This window comes from Aquimarina sp. 433 (assembly GCF_054054605.1).
This window is the reverse complement of sequence record NZ_JBSWZK010000016.1, coordinates 23,301-47,581: the sequence shown is the minus strand read 5'-3', so window position 1 is coordinate 47,581 and position 24,281 is coordinate 23,301. Positions and strand designations below refer to the sequence as shown.

The 24,281-nt window shown below is 33.8% G+C and carries 20 protein-coding genes; 10 read left to right on the top strand and 10 right to left on the bottom strand.

What is annotated here, in order from left to right:
* Positions 1 to 349: 349 nt before the first annotated feature.
* From ACWNT5_RS23025 to ACWNT5_RS23015, 3 genes are read right to left on the bottom strand one after another with little or no spacing between them, the layout of a single operon-like run.
* Positions 350 to 1,300: a phosphoribosylaminoimidazolesuccinocarboxamide synthase gene (locus ACWNT5_RS23025; protein ID WP_456518682.1), complete on the bottom strand. Its 951-nt coding sequence runs from the start codon at positions 1,298 to 1,300 to the stop codon at positions 350 to 352.
* A 38-nt stretch (positions 1,301 to 1,338) separates the two neighbouring features.
* Complete coding sequence (locus ACWNT5_RS23020; RefSeq protein ID WP_456518681.1) at positions 1,339 to 1,728, bottom strand: four helix bundle protein; 390 nt, start codon at positions 1,726 to 1,728, stop codon at positions 1,339 to 1,341.
* Between the two features lie 58 nt (positions 1,729 to 1,786).
* Complete coding sequence (locus tag ACWNT5_RS23015) at positions 1,787 to 2,743, bottom strand: PhoH family protein (RefSeq protein WP_299610437.1); 957 nt, start codon at positions 2,741 to 2,743, stop codon at positions 1,787 to 1,789.
* Positions 2,744 to 3,027: 284 nt separating this feature from the next.
* Here ACWNT5_RS23015 and ACWNT5_RS23010 point away from each other — a divergent pair, with 284 nt between their 5' ends.
* From ACWNT5_RS23010 to ACWNT5_RS22995, 4 genes are all read left to right on the top strand, one after another.
* Positions 3,028 to 3,858, top strand: coding sequence for an SAM hydrolase/SAM-dependent halogenase family protein (locus tag ACWNT5_RS23010; RefSeq protein WP_299610435.1), 831 nt, complete (start codon positions 3,028 to 3,030; stop codon positions 3,856 to 3,858).
* A gap of 152 nt (positions 3,859 to 4,010) precedes the next feature.
* On the top strand, positions 4,011 to 4,304 hold the full coding sequence (locus ACWNT5_RS23005) for a putative quinol monooxygenase (RefSeq protein WP_299610433.1): 294 nt from the start codon (positions 4,011 to 4,013) through the stop codon (positions 4,302 to 4,304).
* A gap of 79 nt (positions 4,305 to 4,383) precedes the next feature.
* Positions 4,384 to 6,783 (top strand): gliding motility-associated ABC transporter substrate-binding protein GldG, encoded by a 2,400-nt coding sequence (gldG, locus tag ACWNT5_RS23000; protein WP_299610430.1) that lies wholly within the window; start codon positions 4,384 to 4,386, stop codon positions 6,781 to 6,783.
* Positions 6,784 to 7,118: 335 nt separating this feature from the next.
* On the top strand, positions 7,119 to 7,688 hold the full coding sequence (locus tag ACWNT5_RS22995) for a DUF1572 family protein (RefSeq protein WP_456518680.1): 570 nt from the start codon (positions 7,119 to 7,121) through the stop codon (positions 7,686 to 7,688).
* Positions 7,689 to 7,701: 13 nt separating this feature from the next.
* Here ACWNT5_RS22995 and ACWNT5_RS22990 read toward each other — a convergent pair whose 3' ends face one another.
* A complete protein-coding gene (locus ACWNT5_RS22990; protein ID WP_299610426.1) occupies positions 7,702 to 8,673 on the bottom strand; it encodes a VPGUxxT family thioredoxin-like (seleno)protein, type 2 in 972 nt (323 codons plus the stop codon).
* A gap of 373 nt (positions 8,674 to 9,046) precedes the next feature.
* On the opposite strand from ACWNT5_RS22990, the gene dnaN reads away from it, so the two are divergent.
* The 3 genes from dnaN (at position 9,047) to ACWNT5_RS22975 (ending at position 11,704) form a co-directional block, all read left to right on the top strand.
* Positions 9,047 to 10,165, top strand: coding sequence for a DNA polymerase III subunit beta (gene dnaN / locus ACWNT5_RS22985; RefSeq protein WP_299610424.1), 1,119 nt, complete (start codon positions 9,047 to 9,049; stop codon positions 10,163 to 10,165).
* Between the two features lie 98 nt (positions 10,166 to 10,263).
* Positions 10,264 to 10,833, top strand: coding sequence for a Crp/Fnr family transcriptional regulator (locus tag ACWNT5_RS22980; protein WP_299610422.1), 570 nt, complete (start codon positions 10,264 to 10,266; stop codon positions 10,831 to 10,833).
* A 94-nt stretch (positions 10,834 to 10,927) separates the two neighbouring features.
* A complete protein-coding gene (locus ACWNT5_RS22975) occupies positions 10,928 to 11,704 on the top strand; it encodes a type 1 glutamine amidotransferase domain-containing protein (RefSeq protein WP_299610419.1) in 777 nt (258 codons plus the stop codon).
* 114 nt (positions 11,705 to 11,818) lie between these two features.
* Here ACWNT5_RS22975 and ACWNT5_RS22970 read toward each other — a convergent pair whose 3' ends face one another.
* Complete coding sequence (locus ACWNT5_RS22970) at positions 11,819 to 14,026, bottom strand: endonuclease (protein ID WP_456518679.1); 2,208 nt, start codon at positions 14,024 to 14,026, stop codon at positions 11,819 to 11,821.
* Positions 14,027 to 14,379: 353 nt separating this feature from the next.
* Between ACWNT5_RS22970 and ACWNT5_RS22965 the strand changes: the two genes are divergently transcribed.
* The gene (locus tag ACWNT5_RS22965; protein ID WP_299610414.1) at positions 14,380 to 14,580 is read left to right on the top strand and encodes a hypothetical protein; all 201 of its coding nucleotides are present in this window, start codon (positions 14,380 to 14,382) and stop codon (positions 14,578 to 14,580) included.
* Positions 14,581 to 14,747: 167 nt separating this feature from the next.
* On the top strand, positions 14,748 to 14,936 hold the full coding sequence (locus ACWNT5_RS22960) for a hypothetical protein (protein ID WP_299610412.1): 189 nt from the start codon (positions 14,748 to 14,750) through the stop codon (positions 14,934 to 14,936).
* A gap of 66 nt (positions 14,937 to 15,002) precedes the next feature.
* Here the strand turns inward: ACWNT5_RS22960 and ACWNT5_RS22955 are convergent, their stop codons facing one another.
* The 5 genes from ACWNT5_RS22955 to ACWNT5_RS22935 all read right to left on the bottom strand — a co-directional run bounded on the left by ACWNT5_RS22955 (position 15,003) and on the right by ACWNT5_RS22935 (position 21,523).
* Complete coding sequence (locus ACWNT5_RS22955) at positions 15,003 to 16,187, bottom strand: acetate/propionate family kinase (protein WP_299610410.1); 1,185 nt, start codon at positions 16,185 to 16,187, stop codon at positions 15,003 to 15,005.
* A 14-nt stretch (positions 16,188 to 16,201) separates the two neighbouring features.
* Positions 16,202 to 18,295, bottom strand: a complete 2,094-nt coding sequence (gene pta / locus ACWNT5_RS22950) for a phosphate acetyltransferase (protein WP_299610408.1) — start codon at positions 18,293 to 18,295, stop codon at positions 16,202 to 16,204.
* A gap of 178 nt (positions 18,296 to 18,473) precedes the next feature.
* Positions 18,474 to 19,574, bottom strand: a complete 1,101-nt coding sequence (locus ACWNT5_RS22945; RefSeq protein WP_299610406.1) for a DUF2911 domain-containing protein — start codon at positions 19,572 to 19,574, stop codon at positions 18,474 to 18,476.
* A 230-nt stretch (positions 19,575 to 19,804) separates the two neighbouring features.
* Positions 19,805 to 21,046 (bottom strand): peroxiredoxin family protein, encoded by a 1,242-nt coding sequence (locus tag ACWNT5_RS22940; RefSeq protein ID WP_299610403.1) that lies wholly within the window; start codon positions 21,044 to 21,046, stop codon positions 19,805 to 19,807.
* Between the two features lie 99 nt (positions 21,047 to 21,145).
* Positions 21,146 to 21,523 carry a hypothetical protein gene (locus tag ACWNT5_RS22935; RefSeq protein WP_299610400.1) on the bottom strand — a complete coding sequence of 126 codons (378 nt, stop codon included), beginning with the start codon at positions 21,521 to 21,523 and terminating at the stop codon, positions 21,146 to 21,148.
* A 280-nt stretch (positions 21,524 to 21,803) separates the two neighbouring features.
* On the opposite strand from ACWNT5_RS22935, the gene pheT reads away from it, so the two are divergent.
* Positions 21,804 to 24,230 (top strand): phenylalanine--tRNA ligase subunit beta, encoded by a 2,427-nt coding sequence (pheT, locus tag ACWNT5_RS22930; protein WP_456518678.1) that lies wholly within the window; start codon positions 21,804 to 21,806, stop codon positions 24,228 to 24,230.
* Positions 24,231 to 24,281: the final 51 nt, after the last annotated feature.

The window sequence follows — 24,281 nt, the reverse complement described above, 5'->3', positions numbered from 1 at the left end:
TAATTTTAAAGGATCATCAACGTCTCATCGAGTGTTTTTACATAGCCGTAGCGGAGTAAAAATGTATCGAGATGTAATAAACCTAACATTCTAAAAAAGGATCTCGATATAATTTTTCTACATTCCATTTCGAAAAACCACTCGAACTGACCATTTAATGAGTAATACAGTCTTCAGAGAACTAATTTTAAAGGATCATCAACGTCTCATCGAGTGTTTTTACATAGCCGTAGCGGAGTAAAAATGTATCGAGATGTAATAAACCTAACATTCTAAAAAAGGATCTCGATATAATTTTTCTACATTCTATTTCGAAAAACCACTAGAACTGACGGTTCTTTAAAAACGGTTATCCTTTCAAATACTCCAATACATTCGCTTCTATCCTACTCTGGATATTGGAAACATCTGCTTTTTCAAAGGTAGTACCAGTAATATTTTCAAAGAGTTCTATATAACGATCAGATACAGAATTGATGTATTCTTCCGACATTTCAGGAATCTGTTGTCCCTCTTTCCCTTGGAAACCGTTGCTAATGAGCCACTGTCTAACAAACTCTTTAGACAATTGCTTTTGTGGTTCTTCATTCTCTTGTCGTTCTTTGTATCCTTCTGCATAAAAATAACGCGATGAATCTGGTGTATGGATCTCATCAATTAAGACAATTTTTCCATCTTTCGTTTTTCCAAACTCATACTTCGTATCTACCAAGATCAATCCACGCTCTGCAGCAATTTCAGTTCCTCTTCGGAATAACTTTCGAGTGTAATCTTCTAATACCAAATAGTCTTCTTCAGAGACAATGCCTTTAGCCAAAATTTCTTCTCTAGAGATATCCTCATCATGCTCTCCATTATCCGCTTTGGTAGATGGTGTGATAATCGGTTCTGGGAACTTATCATTTTCTTTCATCCCTTCTGGCATAGGAACACCACACAACATTCTTTTTCCAGCTTTATATTCTCTGGCAGCATGACCAGATTGATATCCTCTGATTACCATTTCTACCTTAAAAGGTTCGCATAAATGCCCAACCGCTACATTAGGATCGGGTGTAGCAATCAACCAATTAGGCACTAAATCTTCGGTAGCTTTCATCATTTGCGTAGCAATCTGATTTAGAATTTGCCCTTTAAACGGAATTCCTTTTGGCATGACTACATCAAAAGCAGACAACCGATCGGTAGCGATCATGACTAACAATTCGTCATTAATATTATAAACTTCTCTTACTTTTCCTTTATATACTGATTGCTGACCCGGAAAATTATAATTGGTATTTGTGATGGTATTCTTCATTGTGATTCCTATTGGAGAATTATTATAAATATTAAGTTTTACTTACTACTACTCTCCAGTTGCTTTAATTTTAAATGTCTTTTAAAAGAGGTAATCATTTTGGTTAATTCAGTGATATCCCCTCTATTCAATTCGTCTTGTTCTTCGGTAATAAAACCTCTTAATCGTGCTTTGGTGCTGCAAACAATACACTCATGTGCGCGATCCCAAGCGATTTGCAAATAGTTATTAAATTGATCATTAGAACTTGCCGAACCTTCGGCTATGTGTAGCGCAATAGCATCAGCCGCTATCGTAAACTGCGATGCTAATCGATTGGCTTCTTCTTTAGGAAACGCCTGAACCTGATCATGTACAGACTCACCAAAATCGATTGCTTTGTTATAAATAATTAAGTCCTCGAACTTAAAATGATATATACTTTTCAACGTACTACTTTTTAACTCAGAATTAGATGTTACAATACTTCAAAAACAAATCTACCATCTAACCATTTCGGTTTTCGATCTCTTTGTAGGCTGCAATTACCTTTTTCACCAATTTATGACGGATTACATCTTTGTCATCCAAATGAATGATTCCGATTCCAGAGATGCCTTTTAATACCAACAAAGCTTCTTTTAATCCAGAAGTTACTCTACGCGGTAAATCTATCTGTCCTGGATCCCCTGTAATCATAAACTTAGCATTCTTACCCATTCGTGTTAAGAACATCTTCATTTGCGCATGGGTAGTATTTTGTGCTTCATCCAAGATCACAAATGCGTTATCCAAGGTACGACCACGCATAAACGCCATTGGTGCTATCTGAATAACTCCTTTCTCTATAAAACTCTCTAGCTTTTCTGCAGGAATCATATCCCGTAACGCATCATACAGTGGTTGCATATAGGGATCTAGTTTTTCTTTTAGATCTCCTGGTAAAAAGCCAAGATTTTCACCAGCTTCAACTGCTGGTCTGGTTAGTATAATTCTTCGTACTTGTTTTTCCTTCAATGCTTTTACCGCTAGCGCAACACCGGTATACGTTTTACCAGTTCCTGCAGGACCAATCGCAAAAACCATATCATTCTTATTGGTCAATTCTACCAATTTGCGCTGATTAGCTGTTTGTGCTTTGATTAGTCTACCGCCTACTCCATGTACCAAGGTTTCTCCACTACCAACAGACGTTTCGTAATCCGCTTTACTATCGCTGGTTAATACACGCTCAATAACATTTTCATCGAGTTTATTGTATTTTCCAAAATGCTCTAAAAGCATATTTAGGCGCATATCAAACTCTTCGAGCATATCTTCATCACCATATACCTTTAGTTTACTTCCTCGAGCAACAATTTTCAGTTTAGGAAAATATTTCTTTAATAATTGAATATTACTGTTTTGGAGTCCGAAAAACTCTCTTGGATTGATTTCTGTTAGTTCAATAATAAGTTCGTTCAAAAGCTATAGTAATTTTTAGTATGATTTGTTTTTTGGATTGACTAAGTTTGTGCTCCCAATGGCTATCGGGATTATTTGAAGTTTTTGTCGGGGAATCAAAAATGAAAATGATAGTACAAGTTGAATTTTAGTAATAATCATATAATGCGTATAGTAGTCTAATATGATAAACTCGTAGGTTTTTATTAATAGATTTCTCGATTCAAAAAAACTTTGAATAACTTCTTAGCAAATTTACATATTTTTAAGCGCTTATAATCAAAAGATATTAACAATTCTTATCGATGCCAATAATAACTTTAACTACAGATTTCGGAATCAAAGATCACTTTGTGTCTGCGGTTAAAGGTGCTATCTATACCGAATTACCAGAAGCTACAATTGTTGATATTTCGCACGAGATTTCTCCTTTTCATATTACAGAAGCAGCATATATTATTCAAAATGCCTACAAAAGCTTCCCAAAAGGCAGTATTCATATCGTAGGAATCGACAGTGAACTCAATCCAGAAAATAAACATATCGCTGTTTTATTAGATGATCACTACTTTATCTGCGCCAATAATGGATTGATTTCTTTAATTGCTTCAGAATTTCGACCCGAAAAAATTGTAGAAATCAATATCCATGATGCCATCGGAACTAACTTCCCGGTACTTGATGTTTTTGTAGCGGTGGCTTGTCATATCGCACGAGGAGGTACTCTTGAGGTAATCGGTAAACCTACAGCCGAAATAAAACTTATTAAAGGAATAACTCCTATCGTAAATCTTGGCGACAAGCAGATCGTAGGAAGTATTATATACATCGATAATTATGGCAACCTTATCACCAATATCACTCGTAAACTTTTTGAGGATATTGGCAAAGGAAGAAGCTTTAAGATTACAGCCAGAAGCGCAGTATTTAGCAAAATCTATGAGCGTTATAGCGATGCCATCAATTTTGATATAGAGAAAAGTAAACGTGAAGAAGACGGTAAGAAATTAGCGGTTTTCAACTCTTCTGGATATTTAGAATTAGCGATCTACAAGAGTAATCCCAGAACCGTTGGTGGTGCTTCTAGCCTATTTGGATTATATTTTAGAGACACGGTTAGCATTACTTTTGAATGATCATATTATAACAATGGCGTTCGAGCGGGCTATCCGTTATATCTTTTTTCTTTACCCTTTTTCCTGAAGATTCAACTCTATTGAGAAAAAAGTATGCCACTGCTATCCCTAACGCAAAAACTTTGTAGCTTTGCTCATCCAGTTATATAAAAATGATCATACGCATTGTAAAATTAGGTTTCGTACCTGAACAGATAGACGCTTTTTTAGAAAATTTTGAAAAAAACAAAGATAAAATCCGAAATTTTGAAGGTTGTAAACATCTGAAACTGATTAGAGATATACACCAAACGAATCAATTTTTCACCTATAGCCATTGGGAATCTGAAGAACATCTCAATAACTATCGTAACTCTGCGTTATTTAAAGATATTTGGGCAAACACCAAAACTAAGTTCAATCAAAAACCAGAAGCTTGGAGTGTGGAAAAAATTGAAGAATTGTAACACCAAGATATAGGAACAGTACAAACAAAATCCTTATTTTCACCTCCTAATAACTTACATCAAAAGAGAGTACCAGCATATGCTTGCAATCATAAGAAAAGAGATTAATACATTTTTTGCATCCGCTGTAGGATATTTAGTGATCAGTATATTTTTAATTCTTAATGGTCTTTTTCTGTGGGTTTTTAAAGGTCAGTTTAATATCCTAGATAGTGGTTTCGCTAGTTTAACGCCTTTCTTTTTAGTGGCGCCTTGGATTTTATTGTTTTTAATTCCGGCAGTAACCATGCGTAGTATTGCCGAAGAGAGAAAACAAGGCACCTTAGAATTACTACTTACCAAACCTATTAAAAATTGGCAACTAGCTCTAGGAAAATATTTAGGAAGCTTAGCATTAATCTGCATCGCATTACTACCTAGTTTGTTGTATGTTATTACTGTTTATCAATTGGGTAACCCCGTTGGAAGTTTAGATAGCGGTAGTACTATAGGTTCCTATATTGCACTCTTATTATTGGGTGCTACCTACACCTCGATAGGAACCTTTGCTTCATCGTTAACTAATAACCAAATTGTCTCCTTTTTGATAGGACTTTTTCTGTGCTTTCTATTTTACTTTGGATTTAGTGGATTAGCCAATTACCAACTATTAGGTGCTGGTGATTATACCGTAGAACAAATCGGAATTCAATTACATTACGAGCGTATTAGTCAAGGAATTTTAGATACCAGAGATATTATCTATTTTTTGAGTATCATTTCGATTTTTATATTTCTTACATCGATTATTCTAAGTAAAAATACTAAGAAAACCATTAGTAAGCTTGCTTCTTTTGCCACCATTACAGTGGTAATTATCAATCTTCTAGGATCGTCATTTTATAATCGTTTTGACCTTACAGCAGATAAGCGATTTACACTATCGGAAGCGACGAAAAAACTATTAAAAGAAGCCGAAGTACCCATTGCGATTGATATACTTTTGGATGGTGACTTTCCATCAGAGTTCAGAAGATTACAAAATGAAACCAAACAAATAGTAGAGGAATTTAACTCGATTAATCCAAAGATTCAGTACGTCTTTACAAATCCTTTAGAAGAGGAAGAATTTAGAAAAGAAACACTCGAAGAATTACAGCGCCTGGGACTTACACCAATGGAAGTAAGTGTACAAGAAAGTGGTAAAACAGAAATCGAAACTGTAGTGCCATGGGCAATCATGAATTACCAAAAGCGAAGTGTAAAAGTCGCTTTGGTAAAAAACACCATTGGAGCCACTACCGAAGAACGTGTAAATAATTCTATACAGCAGTTAGAATATGTTTTTGCCGATGCGCTTAAAAAACTAATCCATCCAAAGAAACACAAAATCGCAGTACTTAAAGGAAACGGACAACTGCCGGATGGAAAGATTGCTGATTTTATTAAAACATTACAAGAGTATTATTTTGTTGGCGCTTTTACTTTAGATTCCGTAGCATCGAATCCTAAGAAAACCTTAGAAGATTTACAAAAATTTGATTTACTAATCAATGCAAAACCGACGGAAGCATTTTCTGAAAATGAAAAATATGTAATGGACCAGTTTATCATGGATGGTGGTAAATCATTATGGATGGTAGAATCTGTAGCAATGGAAATTGATAGCTTGTTCAAACCTCAGTCCAAAGGATCTGCAATTGCCTTTATGCAAGATCTACGATTAGGAGATGCTTTATTTTCGTACGGAGTACGTATTAATCCAGTATTAGTAAATGACTTATACTCTGCCCCCCTCATGCTTGCCTCTGGAGAAGGAAATAATACACAGTTTACACCTCATCCTTGGTACTATGCATCACTAACTAAAAGTAACAGCAATCACCCAATTGTAAAAAATATTGAATCTGTAAAGTTCGAGTTCTCGAACCAGATCGACACGCTTAAAAATGATGTAAAAAAGACCGTATTATTAACGAGCTCCGAACGTTCCAAATTGGAAGGAATTCCTGCAGAAATCAAACTAGACAATATCATCGGACAAAAACCTGATATGGAAAGTTATACAGAAGGAACACATAATCTGGCGGTGCTCTTAGAAGGAAACTTTAAATCAGCTTATAAAGACAGAGTAAAACCTTTTTCATTAAGTGATAATAAAGATCAAAGTGAAGACACAAAAATGGTAGTTATTGCGGATGGTGATGTGATCAAAAATGGAATCAGAAAAGGAAGACCGATTACTCTTGGATATGACCCGTATCTAAATCTACAATATGGTAATAAAGAGTTTCTTTTAAATACGGTAAATTATTTGCTAGACGATTCTGGTTTAACCGAAGTAAGGGGAAAAGAGATAAACATTGCTTTTCTAAATATAGAAAAAGTGGTAGCAACTCGAACCTTATGGCAAGTTATCAATATCGTAGTTCCTTTAGTTCTTCTTGGACTTTTTAGTCTATTCTTCTTTTGGTTGAGAAAAAGAAAATATACCCGATAGTAAGCATACTTAAAACCACAAAACTGATGAGGCTGTCAAAAGAGTATTTAAAACTTGTATTTGTTAGTCTGAGCCTGTCGAAAACAAATTAAAAACCAATAAATTAAAACTTCGACAAGCTCCTTTAGATTTGTTTTTAGATACTTATAAAAGAGAAAGGAAACAAAAGTAACCTATGAAAAGACTCTAAGTTTTAAGAATTAACGAGAACACCATTTTTATCTAGTGTAAATTCCTCCATAAATCTACAATCAGTTGTACTTCTAAAGTGTTATGAAAATGTTATTTAACTATTTTAGAAACCACTACATTATCAAAATGCTTATCTTCTTAATATGAATGGATTATCATATTTAGAAGGAATCAAAAAACAATTTTTGTACTATAAATCCTTAGGAGAACGAACAATAGACCAATTAGATGAAGACATGTTATTTTGGCAATATAATGAGGAAAGTAATAGCATAGCCATTATTGTAAAACACCTTTGGGGTAATATGAAATCCAGATGGACTGATTTTTTAACTACGGATGGTGAAAAGGAATGGAGAGCTCGTGATCAAGAGTTTGAAAACGATATACAATCTAAAGAAGAATTATTAGAGAAATGGAATGAAGGATGGCAATGTTTATTTGATGCCCTAGATAATGTAAATGACGCAAATTTTGATCAACCGATCTATATCCGAAATATCGAACATTCGATTACTGAGGCTATTAATAGACAATTAGCTCATTATTCTTATCATATAGGACAAATTGTATTTCTTGGAAAAATGATTTGTGATCAAGATTGGAAATCTCTATCCATTGCCAAAGGAACATCCAACTCCTATAACGAAAAACGATTTGCACAACCAAGGCACAAGGCTCATTATACGGATAAATTAATGGATGACGAATAATATTATCAAAACCTTAGATTCCATCCATTTCTTTTGTTTTTTTATCCCAGGCTTTTACAAAATCTGTAGTAAATAATACTTCGCTAGAACTCTTAATCTTTTGGAGCCATTTCTTTTGTTTAGGGCTTAAAAACTGTTGTGTAGGACGACCATCTCCAAGAGCACTATTTATTTTTGTTTTCTGAAGTTCTGTAAGCGGTAGATATACAAATTTAGTTTGTTGTAAGTAGTAATGAATATCCTTTGGCGATGATCGGTAAGACTTATTATGATCCATCAAACTCATCCCACTAGATTTCGCATAATTATCTAGCTCTTTTTTAGTTATTTCATTAGAATTATAAACCACTTCTACTACTTCACTATGATCCATGAATCCTGATTCTGTACTAAGTACTTCGGGCAGTCTTCCTAATTCTTTTTCACCACTCCAAAAACAAGACATTCTGTAATAAGCCTTTTGGGTATTTGTGGCTAATAGTTCTTTTTCTAATAAGTTGATGTATTCTGGCACTACTTTTCCTCTTTTCTGCAAAGCTTCTATAATGCGTTGCGTTAAGGAAATCGCTTCATAGTCATTACCTAATCTTTCCACAATATTATTCCCATTATAATCTACAATACGAACTACAGGATTATTCCAACTGGGTTCTTTATATTTTTTCAATATTTCTGCATCCTTCCCTTTTTTATTATTAAAAATAGCTAAGGGAATAAAAGAGTTTTCAATTGCTTCTACCATCAATGGATGACTAAGTACATTATGACCAAAATTACGACAGGTACTGCAACCTGGCACTTCCTGAAATAAGATCAACACATCCTTGTTTTCCTTTTCGGCAAGTTCTAAGGCTTTGTCATAATCCCGTAACCAGGTCACTTTTCCTAATTCTTCACTTTGGTTATTAGGATTTGTCTTTTGCTGTGCAAAAAGTAACTGCCCAAGAAATAGTAGTAATAGGGAATACTGAAATTTAGATGCCATTATTATCTGAATAAGAATTTTACCGATCAGTCGAATCCTAAGAAGAAAACTAACAAAAATACATTTCACTAACATCTTAATACATTTCCACTATATAAAGTAGTTCTAAACTTGGTAGCCAACCTATTTTTAAGCATTCAAAATCATAACCAGCTCATAGATAATAACAATCACATTCGATAGTGTATCATTTGATATCAAAGAATTTTTAAGTTATCTAAACAACCAATCGAGGATAGTCGATAACTCCTACCCGTTTGTTAATAACTAACGTTTTTAGAATGCCAACAAGCTTGGAGATTACAATTATATTTGCGTTAGCCATTTTTATAATGACCACTGCAAAACAGTATTAATCTAAAAAATTAAACGGGTGAAATTCATAGTTTCCAGTTCGTATTTATTAAAACAACTTCAAGTATTAGGTGGAGTAATTAATAACAGCAATACTTTACCAATTCTAGATAATTTTTTATTTGAATTAGATAACAACTCCTTAACCGTTTCGGCTTCAGACCTAGAAACTACTATGTCAGCTAAGTTAGAAGTAGAATCTGGAGACGAAGGAATTATTGCTGTTCCTGCAAAGTTACTATTAGAAACATTAAAGACATTCCCAGAGCAACCACTTACATTTGTTGCGGGGGATAATAATACTATAGAGATTAGTTCTAACCACGGTAAATATGCACTTGCTTATGCCGATGGTGAAGAATTTCCAAAGGCAGTAGAATTAGAAGATCCTAGTGCTACGAATGTGATGGGTGACATTCTTGCTACTGCTATTAGTAAAACTATATTTGCTACAGGTAATGATGACCTTAGACCTGTAATGAGTGGAGTGTTCTTTCAGTTTTCTACAGAGAGTTTAACCTTCGTAGCTACTGATGCTCATAAACTGGTAAAATATTCTAGAGAGGATGTAAAAGCTTCTCAGTCCGCAGAATTTATTATGCCGAAGAAACCACTAAACCTTCTAAAAGGTATATTGGCAGGAAGTGATACTGATGTTCTTATAGAATATAACGAGTCTAATGCGAAATTTACTTTTGATGAAACACAATTGATTTGTAGACTTATCGATGGTAAATATCCAAATTATGAAGCAGTAATCCCTAAAGAAAACCCTAACAAGCTTAGTATTGCTCGCACACAATTCTTAAATTCTGTACGTAGAGTTTCTATATTCTCGAATAAAACGACGCACCAGATCAGATTAAAAATTGCTGGGGCAGAATTAAATATCTCTGCAGAAGATATCGATTATTCTAATAAAGCTGAAGAGCGTCTAACTTGTGATTACCAAGGAGATGATATGCAGATAGGTTTTAATTCTCGTTTCTTAAGCGAAATGCTAAATAACTTAAATGCTGATGATGTGCAATTAGAAATGTCATTACCAAACAGAGCCGGAATCTTAACTCCGACAGATGGATTAGATGAAGGAGAAAGTGTTACGATGCTTGTAATGCCAGTAATGCTAAATAATTAAAAAAATACATCTTTATTATATCAAACAGAGTCCGATTATGAATTGTAATCGGACTCTTATTTTATACTTTTGTACGTACTCTAAGACTTTAACCATACATGGATATTGCCAACATCTTCAAAGGTTATCATATAGGTAAAGAACATCAACGAATGATTGATGAAAAACTTACTAAGATTACTATTTCCAAAGGAGAAAACTTATTATTTCCTGGTGACACTACCTCGTATCAATATTATGTAGTTCATGGATGTTTGCGATCCTATTTTACCGATATATCTGCTAAAGAACACACTATACAGTTTGCCATTACTGATTGGTGGATAAGCGATTACACTTCTTTTTTTAAAAAGGAAATAGCTATACTCCAGATAGAATGTCTACAGGATGCTGTTTTATTAAAGCTCTCCAGAGATGATATGAATGAAATCTGTGTCACGATCCCAGGAATAGAAGAATATTTTAGATTTAAAACAGAATCTTACATCGGATCCTTCCAAAGGAGAATCATAGGAGATTTATCCAAAACAGCAAAAGAAAGATATCTGGATTTTGTAAATACCTATCCAAATATAGAACAGCTAGTCAAAAATTATCATATCGCTTCTTATCTTGGTATCACTTCAGAAAGCCTTAGCCGAATACGAAAAGAAATAGCACGAAATTAAATTCATTTCTTATCATACATCAATTTTTTGGTTATCACATTATAGTAATTTTGAAAAGTTATATGTAATAACAACTATTCAAAAGAAACTAGCAATGAGAAAACTTACCTATTTTATTATTGCTTCACTACTATTGATTTCTTGTGGAAATCACAATAATGATAAAAGCATAACTAAAAAAACAAATAACATGAAAAATGTATTATTCGTATTAACAAGTCATGATGAATTAGGAGATACGGGAGAAAAAACTGGATTTTGGGTAGAAGAATTTGCAGCTCCTTACTATTTTCTAAAAGATAAAGGGGTAGCTATTACTATTGCTTCTCCAAAAGGCGGACAACCTCCAATTGATCCTAAGAGTGAATTACCAGATTTTCAAACTGATGCTACTAAAAGGTTTGATCAAGATCCAGAAACACAGGATAAACTAAAAAATTCAATCTCACTTTCAGAAATCAAAGCTGAAGATTACGACGCTATTTTTTATCCTGGTGGTCACGGACCATTATGGGATTTAGCTAATGATAAAAAATCAATCTCACTGATTGAAGCTTTTTACAATCAGAACAAACCTGTAGCGGCAGTATGTCATGCACCTGCAATTTTTAAAAACACACAAACCGCTGATGGAGTTTCTCTGGTAAAAGATAAAAAAGTAACTGGATTTTCTAACTCTGAAGAAGCTGCTGTGCAACTAACAGACATAGTTCCTTTTTTAGTGGAAGACATGCTTATAAACAATGGAGCAGAATATTCTAAAGGAGATGATTGGGCTCCTTATGCCCTTGAAGATGGATTAATAATTACAGGTCAAAATCCAGCATCATCTGAACTGGTGGCAGAAAAATTACTTCATCAACTACAATAAAGTAAATACAAGCTCAACTTTTATATACTTTACATTATAAATTATACTTACTAAAAATAACCTCTACTTCATTATAAAGTAGAGGTTATGTATATAACACTTAAAAAGAGATGATTATTCTTTTGTAAACTTTTTGACTAACTTTTCTTCCCCATTCGTCAATTTAATAAAATAGATACCTGAGGATATCCCTTCAAGTCTAATAGGATCTTTTGTAATTAATCCAGTTTTTAGTATTTGCCCTGTATAATTTATGATTTCATATTTTCCAGAAATACTATACTCGGACTGTATCGTTAATGTTTCTTTCACTGGATTTGGGTAAAAACTAAAATCAAAAACATTAGAAACTTCCTTAAAATTAGATTCAGGTACTGAACTTCTTACCGAATTTCCTACACAAAAAGTATTACTTTCTTGTGATCCAAATGACCCTCCTGAAACCAGTGTAGTACCTGTAGCATCCGTTAATGCATAAGAACCGTTACCATAACTACAACAAATACCGTCGCCATAGGTGTCGTAGATAATAAATGTATAACAACCATTATCTAAAGTTCTGGATAAATTGATTGTAGAACCATCTGCTTGTGATCCATACGTACCTCCAGAAAAAACAACTTGATTACTATCATTTCGTATTTCCCAGCTTGTTTCTTCAGGATAATTATCAAAGGTAATTCGTACATTCACATCACTAGTGGTAGATCCACCTCCTGTATTTCCAGAAGTAGACAGTTCTATAGCATCTACAGCCATATCCCCTTGCCAAGTAGTGCCTGTAACTCCATTAAAACGCAATTGTACTCTTTGGCCTACATAATTTTCTAAACTAACATTTGCTGTGTTCCAGGAATTCCCTTGATTTCCAGAAAGACTCCAAATTGTTGTCCAGCTTGTTCCATTAAGACTAGCCTCGAGAGAAAGACTTCCCATATTAGAAGCTCCGTACATATGATATTTAAAAGAAAAGGTAGCCTCGCTTTCATTGGTAATATCAAAACAAGGAGAATATAAAATAGCTCTTTTATTTGAGTAGTTTGGAGTAGATGACTCCATATACAAATAATAAGATCCTTCGCTTGCACTACTTGGTCCTGTTCCTGATGATGGGGTACTACCCGAACGTGTAGCCCAATTAAAATCATCTCCAGAACCAGCTTGCCTCCATTGACCAATAGTATTTTCAAAACCTTGGCTATAAGGAAACGTTGTTATATCTGAACTACATAATGTATTTCCACCACCCGAAGTATTTTCGGTAGTGACATTAATAGAAGTACTTAATCCAGAAACATTACCTGCAGCATCTTTGGCTCTTACCCCAAAGGTATACGTTGTAGCAGGAGATAAAGCTGTTACAGTATAACTTGTATTTGAAGTTGAACTTAACAAAGATCCATTACGATATACATCATACCCTGTAACTCCGACATTATCAGAAGAAGCATTCCAGGATAACTGAGCTGAAGTGGTCGTAATATTAGATGCAGTTAAAGCAGCAGGTATACTTGGAGATTCTGTATCTCCACCAGTATTCCCAAAACGATCTTCGGCCTGTGGTCCACCCCAAATCTGAGTTGCAAATGCCGGATTATCAATAAAAGGATTTCTATTTCCTTGTAAATTTTCTATGATCGGATTCCTTTGTAATTCTAACTGAGTCACAGGATCTTCTGCATTCCACTCTAAGAATAACTGAATCATATCCGTGTCGTTAGCAACTGCAGTTCCTACTCCTACGTTAGAAGGTAAACATCGATTACCATAACGGATATACATAAACATCATCATTCTAGCGACATCTCCTTTAAACTCATCTCCAGGATACCAATATCCCTGTGCCGTTACTCCAGAATTACCAGAACCATCTGCAAATTTTCTATTTCCTCTACTAGAATTTCTTTGCACATCAGAAGGCCTTAAATGATGTGCATCGGAACCAGGACCTGTACTTCCTAGATTCGGATTTCCTAGTGATCTTGGATACACATGCTCTCTATTCCAATCCGTAGAGCCTCCTCCATTATTATCTACTCCTCTTGTTCTATCAGTGGTAGAATTGCCATCGGTATCACTGAAGCCATAGATCAATATCACTCTAGAAGAATTAGAAGGATCTAAATCTGTTTGTTTTAAAACATCCCATACGCCAGGCGTATATGATAATATTGTTGTTTGCGTATTTGTTACTTTGGAAGCTAGTTCATTTTTTAAAGCTTGTCCTGATAAAGAAAGATTCACATCATTATAATACGATGGAATTTGACCAAAACTAGCAACGGTATAAACCATTACTAACATCAGTAGTATTTTTTTCATTTCGTGTGTTGTGAGTTAGGTTAGTGTATTTTAACGTTCCGAAGCTATGACTATTTTGTTACATTTACCATAGGCAAATGTTATCAAATCATTACGCAATATGTTGACAATCTTCAATTTAGCCTTTACGAAACGTATAACTAATTAAAAAACAGGTAATTAACGATTTACAACCATTGTTGATAAGTTGTTTCCTACAACCAAGTATAAGAATAGTATTGCATTCACGTTTGTCTTATTTCCAATTATCATTTTAAAAACTCTAAAACCACAAGAAGTAAAAGTTTTTCACGTATTTGAATTAGGGAAAATTCAACTAATTTTAAGTGATTAACTTTAAAACATCTTACACAATGAAAAAAATCTTAGAATTAAGCGGAATTCAAGAATTAAGTAAAGCACAACAGAGATCAATTAAGGGAGCTATGACAAGTATTACTTGTTGTAACCCAAACCCTAGAGGAGGAGGAAATAAATGTCGCATTAGCTATCCTGGTGGAAGTTTTTGTGAACCTGGAAGATGTACAAATTGGGGAGGTTGTATTCTATACTAAACAAATCTCTCTTTAATAAATGTTTGTTTTACAAAACAACACTAATCGTTTAGAGAATTGAAAGCACTAAATAAGTTCTTTAAATTTACAAATATCAACAGATTTTATTTACCATACTATTGATATGTATAGTACGTTGCAGAAAATTAACTTAAATAATTTACACAATGAAAAAAATCCTAGAACTAAAAGGAATTAAAGCATTAACAAAAAAAGATCAAAAACAGATAACAGGAGCTGCAAATCGTCGCTTTGTATACTGTGGACCTCCACGAAAGTGTTGTCAAATGTTTAATGGATTTGAATTTTGTGATTTTGGTTACTGTCAACCAAATGGCACATGTATTTGGGCATAAATAAGCATCAAATTTAGTAAGGAAGTTAAGAGATTACCAATTGTAGAGTTTTGGTAATCTCTTTTATTATGAAACCAATTGAAATGATTGCTTGGCTATTTCCAATTCTTCATTCGTGGGTATGATTACTATTTTAACTTTAGAAGTATCATCACTAATATCTCTTATTTCTTTAGAGCGGATTTTATTTTTTTCCTCATCTAATACTATACCCATAAATCCTAATTCTTCACAAACTAATTTTCTCATTAGATCAGAATTCTCTCCAATACCAGCGGTGAAAACAATACCATCTAAACCATTCATGATCGCAGCATAGGCACCAATAAACTTTTTGATTCGATATGCGTTCATTGCTAATGCTTCCTTACAAGCGATATTACCCTTTTCTGCTTCAGATTCAATATCTCGTAAATCACTATAACCCGTTAATCCCAACATACCACTTTCCTTTTGCAATAGCGAATTAACTTCATCTAAGGAATATCCAAGTGAGTTTACCATGTAGAAAATTACTGCAGGATCAATGTCACCAGATCTTGTTCCCATGATCAATCCATTCATCGGTGCAAAGCCTAAGGTATGATCAATACTTTTTCCATCTTTAACAGCCGTCATACTGCATCCATTTCCTAAATGAATAGTAATAACCTTTGCGTTTTGTTTATCTAAAAACTCTATCGCTTTTTCAGATACATATTTATGGCTTGTTCCATGAAAACCATACACTCTTATGTCGTTTTCTTCTAAAAAAGCATTAGGAATTGCATACTTATATGCTTCTACAGGCATTGTTTGATGAAATGCTGTATCAAAAACTGCCACTTGCTTAGCATCCGTAAATATTTCTTCAGAGACTAAAATACCTTGTAAATTTGCTGGGTTATGAAGTAGTGCCAAAGAGGAAAGTCTATCTATCTCTTCTTTCACTTCTGAAGTTATTGCGGTCGTTTTTGCAAAAGTACTACCTCCATGAACTACTCTATGCCCAACAATATCAATCTCAGATGATTCTGAAACAACTCCTTTTTCGGGATGTAATAAATAAGATGCAACTAACTGCAATCCTATTTTATGATTAGGAATATCTTCGATATCTTCTATGCTAAGACTGGCTGTTTTAAAACTTATTTTAGCATTTTCCAATCCAATACGCTCTACCAATCCAGAACATATAACTTCTTCAGAAGGCATTTGAAACAATTGAAACTTTATCGACGAACTCCCAGAGTTTAGTACTAATATTTTCATATACTATTCTAATTTTACAATCCTTGCGCCTGAATTGCCGTTATAATTACGGTATTATATACATCATCCACAGTACACCCTCTACTCAGGTCATTTACTGGTTTATTCAATCCTTGTAACATGGGGCCAATGGCTAATGCTCCTGTCTCTCGCTGCACCGCTTTATAAGTATTATTACCAGTATTAAGATCAGGAAATATTAAAACACTAGCTTGTCCAGCTACTTCAGAATCTGGAAGTTTACTCTGCCCCACTCGCATATCTACAGCAGCATCGTATTGTATAGGACCTTCAATCTTTAATTCTGGATGTTTTTCTTTTACAATTTTAGTAGCCTCTCGTACCGTTTCTACATCTTCTCCCTTTCCAGAAGTACCTGAAGAATAAGACAACATGGCAACTTTTGGTTCTATACCAAACGCCGCTGCAGATTGAGCAGAAGAAATAGCAATTTCTGCCAATTGTTCTGCATTTGGATTTGGATTAATTGCGCAGTCCCCAAAAACAGAAACTCTATCATCTAAACACATAAAAAATACAGATGAAACTACTTTTACACCTGGTTTGGTTTTAATAAACTGTAAAGCTGGTCTTATTGTATGTTGTGTCGTATGAACCGCGCCTGATACCATTCCATCTGCATGTCCTTTATAGATCATCATAGTACCAAAATAAGAAACATCCGCCATCATATCTCTAGCCATATCGAGATTTACATTTTTATGTTTCCTCAATTCATAAAACGTTTGCACATAATCTTCAAAATATGGTGATTTCGTAGGTGAGATTATTTTAACCTTATCAAAATCTATAGGAATATCAAGTTTTGTAGCTTTCGTTTTTATTTTTTTCTCATCTCCAATGAGCGTTACATCTACAACATTAGAAGCTTGCAACCTGTATGTAGCCCTTAAAATTCGTTCATCAGAACCTTCAGGCAAAACAATATGTTTTTTATTCTTTAGTGCTCGTTTCAGAAGGTTATACTGAAACATACTTGGTGTTAAACTATCTGATTCAAATGTTATCAACGGATCTACCAAACGATCCTCATCCACATACTTTTCAAACGTACTAATGGATGTATTGATCTTTAGAAGATTATCTGCATAAATTTTTGATCGTATAGCACCAATTCTATTCGTTATGGAAAAGGTTCCTTGAGCTACCAAAATAATAGGTACAGAGAGTGAAACTCCTTCAATTAATTTTAAAATTGGTTCTTCAGGAATTATTCCTCCAGTAAGAATAATCGCAGAAATTTTAGGGTAATTATCAGATATATTCGCTTGTAATACTCCTAAAATTATATCCGCTCGATCTCCAGGAGTAATAACTAAACTATTGTCTTTGAGATGTGTAAGGTAATTTCGTAACTGCATTGCTCCAACACCAAAACTCCCCGCTTGATTATTTAAAAATTCTTTCCCAAAAAGAACTTTTCCTTCTAATTCTTTAACTATTTCTTTGATAGTAGGATTGATTAAAGTTCCAATTTTAGGGATTACAATTTTCTCTATATCATTATCAAAATCCTTTTCTAACTTTGCTTTCAGCTCTCTCTCACATCCATCGACCACTTTATTAGCCACTATTGCTAACACTTCTGCATCTTTGCTTGTAAAGGTGTCATATGCTAATTTTAAATTTCCAGAAATCTCATCGTTCGTCTTGTCAACACCACTAGCAACAATAATAGAAGGGATTCCTAAATTTTTGGCAATTATTACATTGATATCAAATTCTATAATACTTCCTTCATCAGAAAAATCAGTTCCCTCTACAAGAATAAAATCAAACTTCTCCTCTAAATTTTTATACTTCTCAATAATACCATCAATAATCGCTCCTGATCTACCTTGGTTATATTTTTGTAAAACCTCGCTTCGTGTAAAAGCGTAGGTGTTTTTAAAATTGATATCTAATTCGAAATGTGAAATTACCGTATTGATATGATTATCGATTTCTCCTTCTTTCGGATCATCTATAATAGGTCTAAAATAACCCACTTTGGCTACTTTTCCCAGTAGCATTCTCATCAATCCTAGTACGACAATTGATTTACCACTATTAGGTTCTATAGTAGCAATATAAACAGCTTTACTCATGTATATAAATTTGGTGGAGCAAAGATATGGTAATACTGTCAAAGTTTTACACCTTTTCTAGAAGCCAAAACTTGCTATTCCATAGTACTTAAATCCTTAACTATTAAATTTTGAAATACATAAAAAAGGGATCAGAAATTTTCTGACCCCTTGATAAACTTGGTTTATTTTTAATGATTTAATTTATATCTTCTCCTTTTTTAAGCTTTTCTAATTCTCCAGACAATCTATTTTTAAATCTTTCTGGTGCTTTACTCATCGCAGTGTTCATAGATTTTATGGCATTTTTATAATCACCAGTTGCTGCATATGCTCTCGCTAGCCCATAATTAGAAGGCCAAGCACCATTACTATTTTTTACATTATTCTTTAAAACCTCCAAAGCTTTATCTTTTTGACCTTGCCCAATAAGCCCATTTCCTAACTGAAACACCTCACTAGCGTTTCCTTTGGCTACTGCTTTATCTACTACTTCCATTGCCTCTTGAGTTTTCCCTTGTTTGGATAAAATTCTTGACTTTAATGATAGATTACCAAATGTTTCTTTACTAAAAAAGTTACCGCTTATTGAAGCATTTACCCACTCCAAAGCCTGATCTAAATCTCCTACATTAAATGCAAAATTAGCAGCATTATCCCAATTAGATTGGGTGAATCCCTTATTACTTCTAAGATCTTCTTTTAATCCTTGCATCACTATAGCATTTACATCTACTTCAATTTTGAATGGTATTTCTTTCTTTTCCCAACGTAGAGCTGCAATCGTACTATTAGCATCAAATGAAGGAAATAAAAATAATAAGGTCTCTGTATGAGGAACATCATTGGTTTTAACATCGACTCTTAAAGCATCTTCTTTTTCATCATAAAAATAACTTCCCCATGAAGAGGAATTCTTAGAAAATATAACCGTTGCACCTCCATCTTCTTTTAGAGCAATATGCAAACCATAAAGCCCTGCTTTGATATCTTTTCCTTCTACCTTTACATCATGAGAAAATTCTATCGTAGAATTCTGATTGGCTCCTGCTCTCCATGGAGCTGCTTTAGACGTACCAAATCCTAGATTATTAAAACCGTAAGGAACCAATTTACCCCAAACTTCACGACCTTTAACACTTGGTCTCCCATAATCTATCGTAATGTCTGTAATCCCTACTCGCTGAGAAACCTTGGCTCTTTGGCTCGCCTCAGGTGTATTTAATTGTGCTTTAGAATCAATTGAAAACAACATTGTTGATACCACCAACAATGTCATGATAAGTTTAGATTGTTTCATCTGTTTTACTTTAGATTTTTACAGATCAGTTATAATTTACCACACAATCAATTAAAAAGTGCCCTTAGATTGCTATAGTAAATTTTGAATACTGTAGTTATAAATGATTTACTTTCAGCTCGTATGACAGAAAAATCATACGAATTAAGCAATGATAAGACGATATTTTTAATCCTGATGTTACGGGATTGTTAAAGAAAAAGAACAAGTACTAATTAGTGTTAAATCATTTATTCATTTAACAGCTGATTAACAAAACTTTCAAATTCTTGCTTGAAATCTAGGTACTTCTGACCAGTAGCAGGACCATTAAAACCTGTATGGATTTTTCTCACCGATCCCTTTTTATCAATAAATACGGTAGTTGGATATGATAACACATGGTTTAGCATAGGTAGTTTCTCCTGGGCTTTTTCTTTATTGGATGTTCCATATTGCGCTAAAAGAATAGGATATTCTACCTTAAGTTTTGTTCTCATTCTTTCGATAGATTTAAAAGCTTTCTCAGAAGTCTTCGCATATTCGAATGCTAATGCAACGAACTCAATATCCTTATTTTTATTTTTGTTATAATAATCCACATAAAACTTAGTTTCATCCATACAATTAGGACACCAAGTCCCCATGATTTGCACCAAAGTTACTTTCCCTTTAAAACGTTCATCTTCGAGAGAAACCTGATTTCCCTTTGCATCTGGAAAACTAAAAGCAAACTTATCATATCCTTCTTTTAAAAAAGTTAGAGAATCTTCTGAAGGTAATTCATATGATTCATTTCGTTTTGCCACAAATGGCTCCTTCCAATGATTGCCCGAATAAAAATACCCGTTCATAGTACTATCAGTAACCTCTGCCTTAAAAAAGAATGCGTGTGCTCCATCAAAAGTCGACAACTCTAGCTTATTGTTATTTATTACTCCTTCTAAATAGCGATAATCTCCAGTAGTAGTTCTAAAAGTTCCTGTGACTACATTTCCATTTTGTTTAAAAATACCTTTTGCAATGTATTTATCTTCTGGAGTATCCGGACTGAATACTGATTCCCAATTTCCCTGAATATTTGCTGTTGGTTTTGCTAGTATTTCGAATCTATCTTTAACACCAAATTCTCCTTTAAAAGGGACAATTCTATCTAAGCTTTCTTTAATAAAACTACCTGTAATTGTAGTAGAATCATTAAATTTTGCAGCGATATATCCTTCAAAAACAGGGAATTTGATATACACAGAATCACCTTTTACTGTAACCTCATCAACATCTATAGTCTCTTCTGCATTAAAAATTCGTAATGTTTGATCTTCAAATACTTCGAAAAGGAATGGTAATTCTTCATTGTCCTGAACGGTCATTGAAGCCTTCCACAAACCACTTTTTAATGTTAAAGGTTCATTGGATGATTTTTTACTGGAAACGTCTTTTTTGCATGAATAAAGTGCTATTACCGAAAATGAGAGTAAAATAAATTTCTTCATAGGAATTGTGTGATATGTGCGAATATAAAAAATGTCTGGAAAGATATCTTAATCTAAACAGACAGTTTTATATAATTTATCAGTTTTTATGATATTACATCATTGCTTATTCCTCTTAGAAGTCGTCTTCTTTTTTCTTTTATTCTCCTCCTTAATTGCCCTCACTCTTTCCTCTCTTCTCTTTCTAGCTTGTTCTTTGGTAAGTTTTGCTTTTCCACTCTTTTTTGATTTTTGAGCGGTTAAAGCCCTAGCATTTTTTTCTTTATCAGAAAAAATCGCATCTCTTTCAAAACCATTCGCACGATTAGTTTTACTCATCTTTTGCTTACTAAATCCAGGATTGCTTTTGGTTCTACTTACTACTTCTTTAGGAATATATTCCTCTGCGTTCTTAGCATTATTATTTTGTGAATAACCTATATGGTTTCCAAGAACAATAGAAAAGACGAATACAATTATTAATTTGAAGGATTTCATTCGGGGCTTGTTTAATAATTTTATAACACTTACAAAGGTAAAAAATATTTTTTTACATTGAAAACCATCAATTTGTGTATGATTTTAATGAAATAAATTTATCCTTCTCACTATTTCTTTACTTTGTTTTTTTCTTCTAATTACAGAAAAGTTTCTGAAATATTTTTCATAATCCTATAAAATTGAATTGAAGTAATTTTCTATGATATAAGAAGGAAATCTTGTTTGTCAACTTTCCCCAAAGTAGTATCTTTACGGCCTAATTTCAGAATCATCATTAATGAAAATTTCATATAACTGGCTCAAGCAATTTATTAAGCTTGATTGGGATGCAGTAAAAACTGGAGAACTACTTACGGATTTAGGGCTTGAAATAGAAGGAATAGAGACTTACCAAAGTATTAAAGGAGGTTTAGAAGGTGTTGTAGTAGGACAAGTAATCAGCTGCGCGCAACACACGAATGCAGACAAGCTAAAAGTGACTAAAGTAGATCTAGGAACTGGTGAACCTGTACAGATCGTATGTGGAGCCCCGAATGTTGCAGAAGGCCAAAAAGTGCCTGTTGCTACCATCGGAACCAAGCTTTATGATAGTGAAGGAACAGAATGGACTATCAAAAAAGGTAAAATCCGTGGAGAAGAAAGTCATGGGATGATTTGCGCAGAAGATGAATTAGGGTTAGGCAAAAGTCATGATGGAATTATGGTGCTGGATAAGGATATTCCTGTTGGAACTCCGGCAGCAGATGTTTTTGATATCGAAAATGATCAGGTTTTTGAAATTGGGTTAACGCCTAATCGTGCAGACGCTATGAGTCATTGGGGTACTGCAAGAGATCTTAAAGCTGGATTACAACAAAAAGATCTTAATCTAGAATTGATTACTCCTTCAGTAAGCAATTTCAAAATTGATAATAGACTTCACAAATTTGATGTAGAAGTAAAAAATAATGAGTTAGCTCCTAGATATTGTGGAGTTTCTATATCTGGTTTAAAAGTAGCAGAATCACCAAACTGGCTACAACATCGTCTTAAGGCAATTGGTCTTACGCCAAAAAACAATGTAGTGGATGTAACAAATTATGTTTTACATGAACTTGGGCAACCTTTACATGCTTTTGATGCTAATCATATCGAAGGAAATAAAATCGAAGTAAAAACCTGTAAAGCTGGTACAAAATTCACAACACTTGATGAAGTAGAAAGAGAATTACACGAAGAAGATCTTATGATCTGTGATGCAAAAAAACCTCTTTGTATCGCAGGAGTTTTTGGTGGTGTCAATTCTGGTGTTACAGAAACTACAACGTCCATTTTCTTAGAAAGTGCTTATTTTAATCCGGTAAGTGTTAGAAAAACAGCAAAACGTCATGGGCTTAACACCGATGCTTCATTTAGATTCGAAAGAGGTATTGATCCAACAATAACAGAATATGCTCTAAAAAGAGCTGCATTACTAATTCAGGAATTGGCAGGTGGAGATATTACAAGCGATATTACAGACCTATATCCAAAGAAAATAGAGGATTTTCAGGTATTCTTATCATTTGAAAATACTACCAAATTAATTGGAGAAGAGCTACCTCAGGAAACGATCAAGGATATTTTGAGCTCTTTAGAAATTAAAGTCAATAGCGTAACTGAAGGAGGATTAGGTCTTACTATTCCATCCTATAGAAATGATGTGCAAAGAGAAGCTGATGTTATCGAAGAAATACTACGTGTTTATGGATATAATAATATTAATTTTAGTCAAAAATTAAATGCTTCGGTATCTAATATAGATAAGTTTTCTGATCATACGATACAGAATACAATTTCTAATCAGTTAGTTGGGCAAGGATTTCATGAAATGCTGGCGAACTCTCTTACTTCTCCAGAATACATCTCGTTATCAGAGCAATTAAATGCTGATCATAATGTAGAAATGCTAAACCCTTTAAGTAATGATTTGGCTGTTTTACGTCAATCTCTATTATTTTCCGGATTGGAGGCAGTTTCTTATAACATTAATAGAAAGCGTTCCGACCTTAAACTCTTCGAATTTGGAAAAACGTATCACAATTATGAAAGTGGTAGGATTGAGAATAAACACCTAAGTCTTGTGATCTCTGGAAATAAAACCAGTGAAAGTTGGAAAGTAACCCAAGAGAAAAGTGATTTCTTTTATCTGAAAGGAATCATAGAAGCTATACTAGATCGGTTAGGAATAAAAAGGTCCAAGACTTCGCCGATTAAAAACGACATCTTTTCGGAAGGAGTTTCTTATCATTTGGGAAAATCTAAACTTGTAGAATTTGGAATCGTAAAAAAATCTGTCTTAAAGCACTTTTCTATTTCTCAAGAGGTCTTGTTTGCTGATTTTGAATGGGATACTATTTTAGAATTTGCTAGAAGAAGTAAGATTAAATTTACCGAAATACCAAAATTCCCTGAAGTACGAAGAGATTTTGCTTTATTGTTGGACAATACTGTTTCTTTTGAGGAAATCCATACCATTGCAAATCAAACTGAAAAGAAACTTCTAAAAAACATTAATTTATTTGACGTATACGAAGGTAAAAACCTTCCAAAAGGTAAGAAATCTTATGCAGTGAGTTTTACACTACAAGATGAACACAAAACCCTTACGGATAAGCAGATTGATAAAATAATGAATAAACTTCAGCATAATTTCGAAAATAAATTGGGAGCTGAATTACGATAAATGAGAAGCTAATACTTAGTTTTTATAAAAGCCTTTGATATACTCAAAGGC

Excerpts from the sequence above, each read along its gene's own strand:
- ACWNT5_RS23025 (WP_456518682.1), bottom strand. The coding sequence starts at position 1,300 with ATGAAGAATACCATCACAAATACCAATTATAATTTTCCGGGTCAGCAA.
- ACWNT5_RS23010 (WP_299610435.1), top strand. The coding sequence starts at position 3,028 with ATGCCAATAATAACTTTAACTACAGATTTCGGAATCAAAGATCACTTT.
- ACWNT5_RS23005 (WP_299610433.1), top strand. The coding sequence starts at position 4,011 with ATGATCATACGCATTGTAAAATTAGGTTTCGTACCTGAACAGATAGAC.
- gldG (WP_299610430.1), top strand. The coding sequence starts at position 4,384 with ATGCTTGCAATCATAAGAAAAGAGATTAATACATTTTTTGCATCCGCT.
- ACWNT5_RS22995 (WP_456518680.1), top strand. The coding sequence starts at position 7,119 with ATGAATGGATTATCATATTTAGAAGGAATCAAAAAACAATTTTTGTAC.
- ACWNT5_RS22990 (WP_299610426.1), bottom strand. The coding sequence starts at position 8,673 with ATGGCATCTAAATTTCAGTATTCCCTATTACTACTATTTCTTGGGCAG.
- ACWNT5_RS22980 (WP_299610422.1), top strand. The coding sequence starts at position 10,264 with ATGGATATTGCCAACATCTTCAAAGGTTATCATATAGGTAAAGAACAT.
- ACWNT5_RS22975 (WP_299610419.1), top strand. The coding sequence starts at position 10,928 with ATGAGAAAACTTACCTATTTTATTATTGCTTCACTACTATTGATTTCT.
- ACWNT5_RS22970 (WP_456518679.1), bottom strand. The coding sequence starts at position 14,026 with ATGAAAAAAATACTACTGATGTTAGTAATGGTTTATACCGTTGCTAGT.
- ACWNT5_RS22965 (WP_299610414.1), top strand. The coding sequence starts at position 14,380 with ATGAAAAAAATCTTAGAATTAAGCGGAATTCAAGAATTAAGTAAAGCA.
- ACWNT5_RS22960 (WP_299610412.1), top strand. The coding sequence starts at position 14,748 with ATGAAAAAAATCCTAGAACTAAAAGGAATTAAAGCATTAACAAAAAAA.
- ACWNT5_RS22955 (WP_299610410.1), bottom strand. The coding sequence starts at position 16,187 with ATGAAAATATTAGTACTAAACTCTGGGAGTTCGTCGATAAAGTTTCAA.
- pta (WP_299610408.1), bottom strand. The coding sequence starts at position 18,295 with ATGAGTAAAGCTGTTTATATTGCTACTATAGAACCTAATAGTGGTAAA.
- ACWNT5_RS22945 (WP_299610406.1), bottom strand. The coding sequence starts at position 19,574 with ATGAAACAATCTAAACTTATCATGACATTGTTGGTGGTATCAACAATG.
- ACWNT5_RS22940 (WP_299610403.1), bottom strand. The coding sequence starts at position 21,046 with ATGAAGAAATTTATTTTACTCTCATTTTCGGTAATAGCACTTTATTCA.
- ACWNT5_RS22935 (WP_299610400.1), bottom strand. The coding sequence starts at position 21,523 with ATGAAATCCTTCAAATTAATAATTGTATTCGTCTTTTCTATTGTTCTT.
- pheT (WP_456518678.1), top strand. The coding sequence starts at position 21,804 with ATGAAAATTTCATATAACTGGCTCAAGCAATTTATTAAGCTTGATTGG.